Consider the following 13,715-nt stretch of genomic DNA (forward strand, 5'->3'; position numbering starts at 1 on the left):
GATTGGTGAGCAGTGAGCCATATCGTCGTGAAGCGCCCGCCGCGGGCGCTGCCGTCCGAGGTGCCCACGGGCGAGGTCGTCCTGCAACCTCCGCCGGAGCTGCCGCGGGGGCATCAGGAAAGCGTGCTGATGCAACTGCTGCCGACGCTCGGCATGGGCGGCTCGGTGGTCTTCTTCTTCACGAGCGGGCAGCCGTTCATGAAGATCATGGGCATGGTCATGATCGCCTCGACGGTGGCGATGTCGGTCGCGATGGTGGTGCGCTTCCGCCGCGGCTCCCAGGGGCAGTTGGCGGACATGCGCCGGGACTACCTGAGTTATCTGGCCCAGACCCGGCGCACCGCGCTGGACACGGCCCGGGCCCAGCGCGACGCCCAGTACTACCTGCACCCCTCGCCCGAGCAGCTGTGGGCCCTGGTCGCCGAGGGCAGCCGGGTGTGGGAACGGCGGCCCGGGGACGAGGACTTCGCCCAGGTCCGGGTCGGGCTCGGCGCCCAGGCGCTGGCCACGCCGCTGCTCGCCCCCGAGACCGGGCCGGTGGAGCAGCTGGAGCCGCTGACGGCGGGCGCGCTGCAGCGCTTCATCGCCGTCCACGACAGCCTGGACGACCTGCCGATGGCCGTGTCCCTGCGCGCCTTCTACCACGTCACGGTCAGCGGCGAACCGCAGTCGGTGCGCTCCTGCGTGCGGGCCCTGGCCGGCTCGCTGGCCGCGCTGCACTCGTCCGAGGACCTGGTCCTCGTCGTCGCGTCGGGCCGGGAGGAACTGCCGCACTGGGACTGGGTCAAGTGGCTGCCACACGTCCAGACGTCCAGTGCCGTGGACGGGGCGGGCAGCCGCAGGCTGATCGGCGCCGACGTCCGCGAGCTGGAGCAGTTGCTCGGGGAGCGGCTCGCCGGCCGTCCCCGGTTCCACCCGAACGCGGGGCCGCTGCCCGACGAACCGCACATCGTCGTCGTCCTGGACGGCGTCTCCCTGCCCGCGGACTCGGTCCTGGCCAACGCCGAGGGACTGCAGGGCGTGACGGTGCTGGAGATCGTCGCCGGTGAGCTCACCGGGACGGGCGGCGAGCTGGACATCGTCGTACAACCCGGCTCGCTGCGGCTGGAGTCGGCGCACGGCGCCGTCTACGAGGGGACGCCCGACGGCCTTTCGCCGGAGTCCGCCGAGGCTCTCGCCCGGCAGCTCGCGCCGCTGCGCATGGCCTCCGGCGGGGACGACGACGAACCGCTGCTGGCCAACCTGGAGTTCACCGACCTGCTGAACCTCGGCGACGCGGCGTCCGTGGACCCGTCGCGCACCTGGCGGCCGCGTTCGCTCGCCGAGCGGCTGCGGGTGCCGATCGGGGTGGGCGAGGACGGCCGTCCGGTGATGCTGGACCTCAAGGAGGCGGCGCAGGAGGGCATGGGCCCGCACGGCCTGTGTGTGGGCGCGACGGGCTCCGGCAAGTCGGAGCTCCTGCGCACCCTGGTGCTGGGCCTGGCGGTCACCCACTCCTCCGAGACGCTGAACTTCGTCCTCGCCGACTTCAAGGGCGGCGCGACCTTCGCCGGCATGGCGCAGATGCCGCACGTGGCGGCCGTCATCACCAACCTCGCGGACGACCTGACGCTGGTCGACCGGATGGGCGACTCCATCCGGGGCGAGCTCAACCGCCGCCAGGAGCTGCTGCGGGACGCGGGCAACTACGCCAACATCCACGACTACGAGAAGGCGCGGGCCGCGGGGGCCGCCCTGCAACCGGTCCCCTCCCTGGTCCTGGTGATCGACGAGTTCAGCGAACTGCTGACGGCGAAGCCGGACTTCATCGAGATGTTCGTGCAGATCGGCCGGATCGGCCGCTCGCTCGGCGTGCACCTGCTGCTGGCCTCGCAGCGCCTGGAGGAAGGCCGGCTGCGTGGCCTGGAGACGTACCTGTCGTACCGCGTCGGTCTGCGCACGTTCTCCGCGGCGGAGTCGCGGGCGGCGCTGGGCGTGCCCGACGCGTACTCGCTGCCGAACGTGCCGGGTTCCGGGTTCCTGAAGTTCGGCACGGACGAGATGGTGCGGTTCAAGGCGGCGTACGTGTCCGGGGTCTACCGTTCCGGCGGTCAGCGGGTGGCCTCGGCCGGCGGGGCGCCGCCGGTGGACCGGCGGCCGGTGCTGTTCACCTCGGCCGAGGTGCCGGTGCGCTACGCGGCCGTGCCGCGGCCGCGTTCCGGGGACGGTCCCGAGGTCGACGAGGCGCTCGCCGACACCGTCCTCGACGTGATCGTGCGCCGACTGGAGGCGCAGGGGCCGGCGGCCCACCAGGTGTGGCTGCCGCCGCTGGACAGCCCGCCGTCGCTCGACGCGCTCCTCCCGGGGCTCACGGCCGTGCCGGGCCGCGGTCTCACACAGCCCGGCTACGAGGGCGCGGGCCGGCTGGTGGTTCCGGTCGGTCTGGTGGACAAGCCGTTCGAGCAGCGCCGCGACCCCCTCTGGGCGGACTTCTCCGGCGCGGCCGGCCACATGCAGATCGTCGGCGGCCCGCAGTCCGGCAAGTCGACGCTGGTGCGCACGCTGATCTCGGCGTTCGCCCTCACCCACACCCCCCACGAGGTCCAGTTCTACGGCCTCGACTTCGGCGGCGGCGGCATGGCGGCGGTGGCCGGCCTGCCGCACGTGGGCGGGATCGCCTCGCGGCTGGACCCGGAGCGGGTGCGGCGCACGGTGGCCGAGGTCTACGGCGTGCTGACCCGCCGCGAGGAGTACTTCCGCTCGGCCGGGATCTCCTCGATCGCGGACTTCCGGGTCCGGCGGGCGAGGGGCGACATCTCGGTGACGGACCAGCCGTGGGGCGACGTCTTCCTGGTCATCGACGGGTGGGGCAACTTCCGCGCGGACTACGAGGCGATGGACCAGATCGTCCACGAGATCGCGGCGCGCGGGCTCGGCTACGGCATCCACCTGGTGCTGACCGCGTCACGGTCGATGGAGGTCCGGTCCGCCCTCAAGGACCACCTGATGAACCGGCTGGAGCTGCGGCTCGGCGACACGATGGACTCCGAGATCGACCGCAAGGTCGCAGCCAACGTCCCGGCGGGCGTTCCGGGCCGGGGCCAGTCCCCGCAGAAGCTGCACTTCATGGCGGCGGTGCCGCGGATCGACGGCCTCACCTCCGACACCGACCTCTCCGACGCCACGCAGGCGCTGGCCGTCGAGGTCGCGCGGCACTGGCAGGCGCCCGCGGCCCCCGAAGTGCGGCTGCTGCCGCGCGAGTTCCCGGCGAGCCAGCTGCCGCCGGGGAGCCGCTTCCCGCGCCGTGGGGTCGCCTTCGCCCTTGACGAGAACAACCTCGAGCCGGTCTACGTCGACTTCGAGCAGGACCCGTTCTTCCTCGTCTTCGGCGAGAGCGAATCCGGCAAGTCCAACCTGCTGCGGCTGCTGATCAAGCAACTGACGGAGCGTTATCCGGGCGACGAGTGCAAGCTGTTCGTGGTCGACAACAGGCGCTCCCTGCTGGACGTGACCCCGTCCTCCCATCTGGCCGAGTACATCCCGATGTCCAACGCCATGGACCATCACATGGCCGCGCTGGCCGACCTGATGAAGCGCCGGACGCCGACGGCCGACGTGACGGCACAGCAACTCCGGGACCGGAGCTGGTGGCGTGGCCCGACGGTGTACGTGGTCATCGACGACTACGACCTCGTGGCGACGTCGAGCGGCAATCCGCTGGCCGGCCTGACGGAACTGCTGCCGTTCGCCCGGGACGTGGGCGTGCGGTTCATCGTCGCGCGGTCGACGGCGGGCGCGGGACGGGCGTCGTACGAGACGTTCATGCAGCGGATCAAGGAACTCGGCGCGCAGGGTGTGGTGTTGGCCGGCGACCCGGGCGAGGGCGACCTCCTGGGGGGCGTACGGCCACGGCCGATGCCCGCGGGGCGGGGGGTCTTCGTCTCGCGCCGGCGGGGGAAGCCGTTGGTTCAGGTGGGGTGGGTGCCGGAGGGGGTGTGATGAGCCCGTGTACTCGGCGTCGTCAGGAACGCCTGTGCGGCGGAGTCGGAGGACCCTGCGTCACCGCCGTCAAGCCTTGCGGGGTGAACGGCGGAAAGTATGGTGACGTCCGTGAATTCACTTGAAGTGAGCTCACGACGGCCTGTTAGTAGTTCGGCGGAACGGTCCGTCCGACGGACGGGCTCCACGGGGACACGGGGACACGGGGACACGGGGAAGGTATTCGCGCATGGCGTGGGCAGAGTGGGAGCAGCTCAAGAGTGCGGCGGCGGAGCAGCATGCAGCCCAGATGCAACTGAACCACGTGCCACTCGATCCTGGTGGTGGTTCCGGCACGCTGGTGTCGAACAAGTCGGCCTGGTCCAAGGCCGGTCAGGACGTCGTCTCGCTCCGCGAGGATGTCGGCAAGGCGTTGGGGAAGCTGTCGGACGGCCAGACCGGGCTCGGCGAGGACACCGGCTGCCTGACCGCGGGTGCGCAGAAGGACGTCCACGCGTCGTGGGAGCGCTACGTGAAGAGCGTGAGCGGACGCTGCGGGAAACTCTCGGCTCTGCTGGAGAAGGCAGGCAACGACCAGCTGAAGACCGATGAGGCCATCGAGGTGGAGATCGGCAACCTGCAGGTGGAGTACGGGGATACTCCGGCCGTCGGTGGCAAGGGCTGAGGGGCGGTAGCCAGACATCATGGACCTCGCGACGCTCAAGGCCCTCAAGCCCACCGAGTACTCGGAAGCAGCCGACGGATACCGCAGCACCTCTGACATGGCGAGCGCGGCCAAGGACCGCATCGAGAACCAGATCGCCGTAGCGATGCGGAACTCGTTGAAGGGCGAAGCCGCGACCGCCGCGATCAACCAACTGACGGAACTGAGCAAGAACTTTCACTACATCCAGGTGGAATGCGGTCTGGTCAGCACGGCTCTCGAAGCCTTCTCCTACGAGGTGGGAGCCGCCAAGAGCAAGCTCGACGCGGCGCTGGGGGGCGCACGGGCCGCACAGCTCACCGTGAACGCCGACGGCTCGATCACCTATCCGGCAGGGGGTGAGAAGGCCGAGGACGGCAAGATCCCTGACGGCGGAACGGTGAGCGGCCTGACGGACGGCACGGCCGCCGCGATCGGCCGCCAGTCGGCCAACTTCGACCCCAACCCCAACCACCGCCTGGCCCAGGACTACGCCGACCAGATCGCCGCGGCGCTCAAGGAGGCCACGGAGGCCGACGAGAAGTGGGCGCCGAAACTGCGTGCGCTGAAGGCTGACGACGACCTGACAGTCTCCGACGAGGACTGGGCCGACACGTCTTCGGACACGAGCGGAGTGAAGGAGGCGGGCAAGAAGTACCTCGACTCGCTGCCGCACCCGCCCAAGGACGGCAGTCCTGAGGAGAACGCGGAGTGGTGGATGGGGCTCGACGCGGAGCAGCAGGCGGCGTGGATCTCCATGCGCCCTGATTCCGTGGGCGCGCTCGATGGACTGCCCGCCGCGGTCCGGGACGAGGCCAACCGCATCGTGTTCGATGAAACGCGAGCCACAATGCAGACGGAGTTGGACTCGATCCCGAAGCCGCCGGCAAATGAGTGGACCTGGATCACTGTCGGTGGCTACCCGTCCAAAGTTCACACCGATGAGTGGATGGACTGGAGCAGAGAATACGGGGATCGCTCCGAGCAGCTGACACAGCACCTCAAAGGCATGCAGTACATCCAGGACCGCTTCGACCGGACTGGTGAAGGCGGTCTACCCGAGGCCTACCTGCTCGGTTTCGACCCCGTGGGACTGGACGACGGAAAAATCATCATGGCCAACGGAAATCCGGATTTTGCAGATCACGTGGCCGTGTATGTCCCCGGCACGTACGCCGGCCTCGAGAAAATCGGGGAGAACGACACCCACGGAGACCTCGGCCGTGGGGAGACGTTGTGGGCGGAAAGCTCCAAGCTGGCTCCGAGCCAGAAGGTGTCCACCATCACCTGGCTCGACTACAACACTCCTGACCACCTCGTTCCCGAGGCGACCAGCGGGTCCCGCGCGGAGGAGGGCGGTCCGCGCCTGTACGACTTTCTCCAGGGAAGTAGGGCAGCTCATGAGGATGCCTCCGGGAACGCCGCCCACACAACGGTCATCGGGCACAGCTATGGAAGCACGGTTGTCGGTGTCTCCGCGCAGTCCGGGAGTTGGAACGACTCTGAAGCCGTCGACGACTACATGTTCGCAGGCAGCCCGGGCGTCCAGGCAGATCATGCGGCCGACCTGGGCGTCGGCGCTGATCATGTCTGGGCGATGGGCGGCCCCGGGGACGACCAGGTCGTACGCCAGGGCGGTCGTGTGATGGGACTCGGCGACAACCTGACCATTCCCACCGATGAATCGTTTGGCGGCAACATCATGAAGAGCGACTCGGACGGGCACAGCGGATTTTGGGATTCGGACGGCCACAAGGCATCGCTCAGCCTGGAGAACCAGGCCCGAGTGATCACAGGAAGGTACGGAGATGTCGTTCTGGAGGACTAAGAGCCCCCAGCTCCGCAAGAGGATTTCCATCGGTACGGGATCACTGATCGTTCTGTCTACTCTCGTACTGACCACGGGCTGTTCATCTACTCAAGGGAGTGAAAATCCGTTGGACTACGAGCCGAAGTCCCGGTCTACCGAGACGGTACAGGCCGAAATCTCGGAGCTGTCCAGTCGACTCTTCGATGTCATGAGCATCAAGAGCAAGGTCACGAAACCGGGGCCCGATGTGCAGCCCTGTGACTCTGATGACGCCAACTCGGGGAAGGTGTACAGGATCCGGCACCCCTGGTCGGCATACGGGGCGGGGAACGACGCCATGGAGAAAGGCATGGCCAATCTGCGCCAGGGACTCCCGAAGCAGGGCTGGAAGATCGAGAAAGTCGGTAACGATGGCAGCAGCAACAAGAATATGCAAATCTTGGCTGTCCACGAAAAGACGCTCAGCCAGGCTGAAATCACCTGGCTCAAGGGACTTGACGGCCACGAGCCGCTGATTGAGGTAAGCCTGTACTCAAGGTGCTTCCGGTCGACGAATGACTCAGAGCAGGGCTGAGCTACTGGTACGTCCCACCGCTGGCCTCCGGGTCCGGCGGCGGGGACAGTCGGATTTTTTCAAGAGTTTCATCCCTGGAGTTCCATCTCACCCCGGCGTGTGAAATGTGAAATCAAAGAGAACAATGGAGCAGACTCCTTCAAGTGGGATTCACGCCCTTCCCAGGGGGGATTTCGCCAGCTTCTACCTTCCATTCGTTCCCAGCGGAAGCAAGACAGATGAGGCGTCGCAGGCTTAAGGTTGTCTCACGTGGCAAGTTCCGCGAGTTACTTGTAGCAGCTCAGGGCGGTGGCCTTGGCCGGGCTTCGGCTTTGCCGGTCGCTGCGGTTCACGTACGGGATCTTGAGGCCACGAGTAGCCCATGGCAGGCTTATGCCGCATGATCGATGACTTCGCGAAGGGCAACCTGCACGGGAGACTGCGGCGGGACCGCAAGGCGCTGCTCTGGAAACTCGACGGCCTGTCCGAATACGACGCCCGCCGACCTTTGACGGCGACCGGGACCAACCTCCTCGGCCTGGTCAAACACGTGGCCAGCGTCGAGGCCAGGTACTTCGGTGAAGTCTTGGATCGGCCGTCCCCGGACCCGCTGCCCCGGTGGCAGGACCACGACGGCAGCGATCTGTGGGCGACTGAGGACGAGGCGCGCGATCAGATCATCGAGTCCTACCGGCGCACGTGGGAGCACTCAGACGCGACGATCGACGAGCTTGCTCTTGATGCCCCCGGCCACGTGCCGTGGTGGCCGGAGCCTTATCCCAACACGAACCTGTTCGCCATCCTGGTCCACGTCCTCGGCGAGACCAACCGGCATGCCGGGCACGCCGACATTCTGCGCGAAGGCATCGACGGCCGAACCGGGATGCGCCCCGAACACGAGATGCAGATCGATGAAGAAGCCCGCGCCGCCTACCGCGCGAAGATCGAGCAGGCCGCCAGATTGGCCGCATCAGGCAAGGGCTGAGGGTGTCCCACGTGACTTGATGTTCGAGCGGCATGATGCCGGCCGTGAGTGCTGATCTGTCGAAGCGTCTGGTTCCTGATGAGCTCTGGGAGCTGGTCGCCCCGTTACTGCCGTCGTTCGCGGCTCGACCGCAAGGTGGCGGGACCGCTCCGCGTGACGAGCGGGCCGTGTTCACCGCAGTGGTGTACGTGCTGACCAGCGGCTGTGCTTGGCGGCATCTGCCGCCGACGTTCGGCACGTCCTCCGCCACCGCGCATCGCCGCTCACGGTATGGACCGGGGTCGGCCCGTCGGCTGCATCGGGCGATGTTGGACGAACTCGGGGCCCGGGGTGAGGTGGACTGGACCTCGGCGATCGTCGACGCCGCCTCCATTCGCGCCAAAAAAAAAGGGGGTTCGCTGACGGGGCCGAACCCGGTCGATCGCGGCATGAAGGGCAGCAGACTGCACGTGCTGTCCGATGTCCAGGGCGTCCCGCTCGCCGTCGCCGTGTCAGGTGCGAGCATGCAAGACAGTCTCGCCCTCAAGCCGCTTAGAAGTCATCTCATTTGGTGAGTCTGCGGTAGCAGATCAGGGTGCAGGCGATGCTGGTGAAGGCGAGGAAGTGGTCGGCTTTGCGCTCGTAGCGGCGGTGCAGACGTCGGCATCCGGCGAGCCAGGCCATGGTGCGTTCGATGGTCCAACGGTGTCGGCCGAGTCGCTGCGAGGTCTCGATGCCCCCGCTGGACAGCCAACGCCGCAGGTGGTTGTAGTCGTAGCCTTTGTCGGCGTGGAGTTTGTGGGGCCTGCGCCGTCGGCGTCCTCGGCGGGAGCGGATCGGCGGTATGCCTTTCACCAGGGGGATCAGTGCCTGGCTGTCGTGCGTGTTGGCGCCCGAAATGCCGATGGACAGGGGCAGGCCGGTCCACTCCGTGATCAAGTGGATCTTTGACCCGTACTTACCCCGGTCTACAGGATTCGGGCCTGTCAGCTCTCCCTTTTCAAGGCCCGCATGTTGACCGAGTCGATCGCGCACCGGGACCAGTCCAGCTCGCCGCGGGATCCCAGTTCATCGAGGACCAGGCGGTGGAGCTTGGCCCACACACGGGCCTTCGTCCACTCGGTGAATCGTCGGTGAGCTGTCGCGCCGGACGGCCCGAATGACGCCGTCGGCAACTGCTGCCACGTGCAGCCAGAGGTCGCCACGAACACGATCGCGGCCAGCACTTCGCGGTCGCCGTGCCGACGCCGGCCACCGCCCTGAGGCCGCGAGGGCGCCTCCGGCACCACCCGCTGGAACAGCTCCCACAACTCGTCCGGCAGTCCGCCATCGAGGCTCTGCAGGCCGAGGGAATCGTTCAAGGGGTCCAGGGCAAGGGCGTGTTCGTCATCGCCGTGCCTGCAGACCCGCCCGAGAACGACAAGACCGACGGCTGACGGCTGACGGCTGACGGCTGACGGCTGACGAGCAGGTGACCATTTCAAGCGGGGGCGCTCGCGATTGCACGCGTCCCTGGCGACGCGGCACAGCACAGGGTGGGCACCTCCCGTGCGTGCCCACCCTGTGCTGTGTTGTCGCCCCCGTGCGGCCTCAGAGGAAGTAGCCGGCCGCCTTGAGGTCGCCGCCGCGGTAGTCACCGCTGGCCTCGGTGACCCGGTGGCCGATGGCGAGGAGCGCGGCATGGATGGCCGCGGCGTCCTTGTCCCACTCGGCCATCTTGGTCTGGAAGGCGCCCGCGGCTTCGCCTTCCCAGCCCGCAGCGACCTGCTGCACGGCGGCCTTCAGGGCCGCCAGGTCGTCTTCGAGCTTCTTGGCCTGGTTGCCCAGCTCGGTGGTGATCGCGTCGAGACCGCCGTACTTCACGGCGAGCTCGTCATAGTGCACGTTGACCATGATTACTCATCTCTTCGTTGGAGTGCGGGCCGTGACGGCCCAGTTGACCGACGACGCGGATCAGTAGCTGTTGAGAGCCGAATGCGCCCCGCCGTACTGGACGTCGATGCTCTTCATGGTGGCGAGCACCTCGTCATCGGTGTGCGACGAGAGCTTGCGGGTCTCGTTGATGTTCTCCAGGAACCAGGCCAGCAGCCCGCCGATGTGCCTGACCCGCTCGTTGATCTCGGTCTGCTTCGCGTTGAAGGCACCGGCGCCGACGCCCTTCCAGTGCGTCTCCATCGTGTCCAGAGTGCCCTGGAGGCTGCTGAGTTGGCTCTTGATGGACTCGTACCGCTCGACGATCTCCTTCTCGAGCTTGATTACCTGGCCGTCATTGAGTCGCTGCCCATCTGCCATGTCGGGACGTCCCTTCGTGATATTCGCTGCTGATCAGGTCTTCTCATATCGTCGCCCAGTCGGCGGTCAGGCGGCGCGCCTCCTGCGTACCACCGCGAACACACCGCCGCCGATCGCCGCGACGAGGACTGCGCCGAGGATGCTGTACAACTGGGTGTCGTTCTCGGAGGAAGAGTTCGCGCTTGTTTCCACCGCATTTTTCGGAGGCTGCGACGAAGTCGATGCGGAAGGAGCTGCTGAGGCCGATTCGTCGCCCGTGACGCCCGCGGCGTTTTCCTTCGCGAGGGGGTCCGTGTTTGCCGGCCCGGGGTTGAAATCGCTCTTCTCCAGCACCTTACGGGGGCGGATCAGCCCGTAGCCCAGATACGTGCTCGGGTTGTCCTTCGCCCAGTCGCGCCCGGCGGTGTCGATCAGGCTGGCGAGGACCTGATTGGCCGTCCACTTGGGGTGGGCGGACCAGATGAGGGCGGCGGAGGCGGACGCGATGGCTGCGGCTTGGCTGGTTCCCTTGCGAGTACAGTACGAATGAAAGGTCTTGTCGCACCAACCTGGTACGTCAAGTCCGGGAGAAGCCAGGTCAACGTAATTGCCGTGATCAGAGAACTTCGCGACGGTTCCGTTCTCGTCCGAGGCCGCCACGCCGACGACATAGGGGTATGCGGCTGGATAACCGATTTCGCCCTTATTCTCCCCGTTGTTGCCAACGGCAGCAAACATCAACTTACCCTTGGATTGGGCGTAATTGATCGCCGCCTCCTCCTCCGCATTGTCACCAGGACTGCCGTAGGACATGTTGATGATTTTGGCGTCACTGTCAGCGGCGGCCCTGATCGCTTGCGCCGAACTCGCGGTCTTCTTCCTCTCAGCCTTGTCTTTGAGATCGTCGTACGCGATCCGGTACGGGACGATCTTCGCTCCGGGGGCAAGACCTTTCAGGTCGCCGTCAGCACCCGTACCAACGATCAGTTCCGCCATGGTCGTCCCGTGGCCCGTGTAGTCCTTTGTGGCGCCGTAGGCGACGGCTGCGGGAACCTCGTCGAGAAGTACCTGCCCCTTCAGAGAGGAAGTTGCAGGGTTGACGCCTGAGTCAATGACAGCAACTTTGACTCCCTTGCCCGTACTCACTTTCCACATCTCGTCGGCTTTCATGGCCGACAGGTACCACTGTTGGGATTGCACGTCAGCTGCTGCCAAACTCGGAGCCAGACCAACCGAAAGAATGACCAAGGCACCGAGCGCTGAACAGACCGTGGAAGCCCGTCTCCTGTTTCGTCCCGCGAAAGCCGCGCTCCGCCCGACACGTCGGCTGATCCTTGCCACCATGCTCTGTCTGCCCTCGCTCTTGTCCGGTCAGTCGGTCGCCGACGCGTCATCGCGCCGCTCTTCACGGCGCGAACGTTTCTTGTCTGAAACCTGGTTGCGCCCAGACCCGCGCGCTGCACCCGGGACGCCGGGGGTGTTTCCGTTGTTACTGCTTCCGGAGACTCGTCCCTTCGGCGTTCCGACCACACCGTCATGAATGCCGCCGGACCGGCGAGCCACCTGTGCTGCGGCCGGACCCGCCGTCGAACGCGGCACCCCGACCGCCCCACGCTGCCCGGGCCTTTCGCCCGTTGCGCGCGACGTGGGTGCACCCTCACCACCGACGACCGTGCCGCGCGGCAACCTGGAACCGTTGGATCCGGGGGCGCCTCCGGTGACAGGCCTCCCGCCGACAACGCCATCGCCCGTACGTGCGGCACCAGTACGTCCAGCACCCAGACGTCCAGCGTTCTGTGCGCCCGCGCCGGTGACGGGACCTCGTGGGACACCGCCACTACGTCCCACCGCCTGCTCACTGGCCTTCGGTGCTCCGGCAACCACGCCTCGCCCCATGGGACCATTGGTGCGGCCGCTCGTCCTCCCCGTCCCAGCGGTACCACCCGTCGGGCCGGTTCCCGTACGCCCCGCTGCAGTGCCACCGGGCACACCGCCGACGCGCCCCTGCGCTGAGCTGGGAACTCTGCTTCCCGGTACGCCGCCGGACCCTGAGGCGCGTCCGGCCGGCCCTCGAAATGTGGGCGGAACGCCAGTGGGGGCAAAGGTAGGAAGCCCCGATGGCGTTGCGGTGGGACTTGTCGTCGAAGGCGGCACAACGGTCGTCGGCTTCGCGGAGTCCTGCAATGGCAAAGCGCTGACGCTGTCGATCTCCGTACCGATGGGGTGGTCCCGGCGGACATCCTCCAGCCCTCTCGCGGACGGCATAGAGGCATGTGACTGCGGCCGCTCGATGGAAGCACTGACCGAATGATGACGCACACTGTTCGAGCCGTCCGCGCCAGCACCGTCAGGTGTCTGCCCCGGAGGAGGTTCTACCTCCATGCCACCGGTCGGCGCCGGCACCCCCACGCTGGGCATCTCCGGGAACACCGGTTCCTCCGCCAGTTCCATCATTCCGCTCGACACCGTGTAGAACGACGCCAGCCGGTACATCTGGTTGATGGCTTCCTGACGGTGTTTCTCCGCCGTGACGGCCGCCATGTACTCCTCGTTGCCTGCCACCCGTTGGGGCGTCGGAATGTCGTCGACCTTCTTGGGGACGACGCGTCCGTCACGCGGCGGCATCGACTTGCGTACGGAGGCCAGGCCGGAGCTTGCCGCCAGGACCTGGGTGCCGACCTCGTCGGTGTAGCCGGCGAGCGCCAGGGCCGTGGTGGTCAGGTTCATGCCCCAGGTGTAGAAGGCGGTGTGGGCCTCGCCCTCCCAGTCGACCTCGCCCAGGTTGCGGCTGAGTTCGTCGGCGGCGTCGCTGATGGCGTCCCGGGCGTCGACGAGGGCCTTGGCAGCGCTCTCCAGTGTCTCCGGGCTCGCCGACTCGACCATGTCGATCATGGTGTTGAGGTCGTAGCCCTCGAAGCTGGTGCTGCCGAAGCCACCGGGGCTGCCGGCCGGCGGGGGACTGACCACCGCGGCCTTGTTCACGGCGTCGTCCACGCCCGTGTTCTGCTGGGCGGCGTCCCGGCGTTCCGCCTGGTAGTGGTCCGGCTTCTTCTTGTCGCCGCTCATCAGTACCCCGCGTCGGTGTGGTCGGCGTCGTTGGTCCGCTGGATCTGCTTGTTCAGCGTCTCCTCCCGGTCCCGGTTCACCTCGGTGCGGATCTCGTGGAACCGGTACCGGAGGTCCTCTTCGAGGTTGTCGAAGGTGACGTCCACGCCGTGCACGGCGATCTGCATCGCCTCCAGCTGGAGACCCAGCGACTTGGAGAGCGCCGTGATGCGCTCATGCACACGCGCGTACTGGAGGTGAAGCGCCTTTGCCTCCGGGAAGTGCCCCGCGGCGAACGTGGCCTCCGACAGCTCGTGGTCCCCGACCTTCGCCGAGCCGCCCGCGGACTTCTCGAAGGCCGTGAGCAGGTCGTCCACCCGCTTCTTGAACGTCGAGAGCGCCATGTAGCCAC

General features: G+C 67.1%; 12 protein-coding genes. 6 read left to right on the top strand and 6 right to left on the bottom strand.

Annotated elements, in window-relative coordinates:
• The first annotated feature begins 12 nt into the window (after positions 1 to 12).
• The 6 genes from eccCa (at position 13) to IE239_RS37095 (ending at position 8,562) form a co-directional block, all read left to right on the top strand.
• Positions 13 to 3,978 carry a type VII secretion protein EccCa gene (eccCa, locus tag IE239_RS37070; protein ID WP_190153857.1) on the top strand — a complete coding sequence of 1,322 codons (3,966 nt, stop codon included), beginning with the start codon at positions 13 to 15 and terminating at the stop codon, positions 3,976 to 3,978.
• A 229-nt stretch (positions 3,979 to 4,207) separates the two neighbouring features.
• Complete coding sequence (locus IE239_RS37075; RefSeq protein ID WP_190153858.1) at positions 4,208 to 4,642, top strand: hypothetical protein; 435 nt, start codon at positions 4,208 to 4,210, stop codon at positions 4,640 to 4,642.
• Between the two features lie 19 nt (positions 4,643 to 4,661).
• A complete protein-coding gene (locus IE239_RS37080) occupies positions 4,662 to 6,488 on the top strand; it encodes an alpha/beta hydrolase (RefSeq protein WP_190153859.1) in 1,827 nt (608 codons plus the stop codon).
• 109 nt (positions 6,489 to 6,597) lie between these two features.
• Complete coding sequence (locus IE239_RS37085) at positions 6,598 to 7,044, top strand: hypothetical protein (protein WP_190153860.1); 447 nt, start codon at positions 6,598 to 6,600, stop codon at positions 7,042 to 7,044.
• A 379-nt stretch (positions 7,045 to 7,423) separates the two neighbouring features.
• Entirely contained in the window at positions 7,424 to 8,008 is a 585-nt protein-coding gene (locus tag IE239_RS37090; protein WP_190153861.1) for a DinB family protein, read from the top strand.
• Between the two features lie 44 nt (positions 8,009 to 8,052).
• The gene (locus tag IE239_RS37095) at positions 8,053 to 8,562 is read left to right on the top strand and encodes a transposase (RefSeq protein WP_190153862.1); all 510 of its coding nucleotides are present in this window, start codon (positions 8,053 to 8,055) and stop codon (positions 8,560 to 8,562) included.
• Here the strand turns inward: IE239_RS37095 and IE239_RS37100 are convergent.
• The 6 genes from IE239_RS37100 to IE239_RS37125 all read right to left on the bottom strand — a co-directional run bounded on the left by IE239_RS37100 (position 8,552) and on the right by IE239_RS37125 (position 13,707).
• A protein-coding gene (locus IE239_RS37100) for an IS5 family transposase (protein ID WP_434095672.1) occupies positions 8,552 to 9,309 on the bottom strand; the annotation gives its coding sequence in 2 pieces (ribosomal slippage) (positions 8,552 to 8,985 and positions 8,985 to 9,309; 759 coding nt in all). The two genes, IE239_RS37095 and IE239_RS37100, sit on opposite strands and share 11 nt — an antisense overlap.
• Positions 9,310 to 9,577: 268 nt before the next feature.
• Positions 9,578 to 9,880 (bottom strand): WXG100 family type VII secretion target, encoded by a 303-nt coding sequence (locus tag IE239_RS37105; protein ID WP_190153863.1) that lies wholly within the window; start codon positions 9,878 to 9,880, stop codon positions 9,578 to 9,580.
• A gap of 60 nt (positions 9,881 to 9,940) precedes the next feature.
• Positions 9,941 to 10,279 carry a WXG100 family type VII secretion target gene (locus IE239_RS37110; RefSeq protein ID WP_190153864.1) on the bottom strand — a complete coding sequence of 113 codons (339 nt, stop codon included), beginning with the start codon at positions 10,277 to 10,279 and terminating at the stop codon, positions 9,941 to 9,943.
• 66 nt (positions 10,280 to 10,345) lie between these two features.
• Positions 10,346 to 11,428, bottom strand: a complete 1,083-nt coding sequence (locus IE239_RS37115; RefSeq protein ID WP_229878625.1) for a S8 family serine peptidase — start codon at positions 11,426 to 11,428, stop codon at positions 10,346 to 10,348.
• Between the two features lie 201 nt (positions 11,429 to 11,629).
• Positions 11,630 to 13,324: a WXG100 family type VII secretion target gene (locus IE239_RS37120; RefSeq protein WP_190153866.1), complete on the bottom strand. Its 1,695-nt coding sequence runs from the start codon at positions 13,322 to 13,324 to the stop codon at positions 11,630 to 11,632.
• The gene (locus tag IE239_RS37125; RefSeq protein ID WP_229878627.1) at positions 13,324 to 13,707 is read right to left on the bottom strand and encodes a DUF2563 family protein; all 384 of its coding nucleotides are present in this window, start codon (positions 13,705 to 13,707) and stop codon (positions 13,324 to 13,326) included. The genes IE239_RS37120 and IE239_RS37125 overlap by 1 nt, the downstream gene beginning before the upstream one ends.
• Positions 13,708 to 13,715: the final 8 nt, after the last annotated feature.

Source organism: Streptomyces humidus (assembly GCF_014649655.1).
Classification (GTDB): domain Bacteria; phylum Actinomycetota; class Actinomycetes; order Streptomycetales; family Streptomycetaceae; genus Streptomyces; species Streptomyces humidus.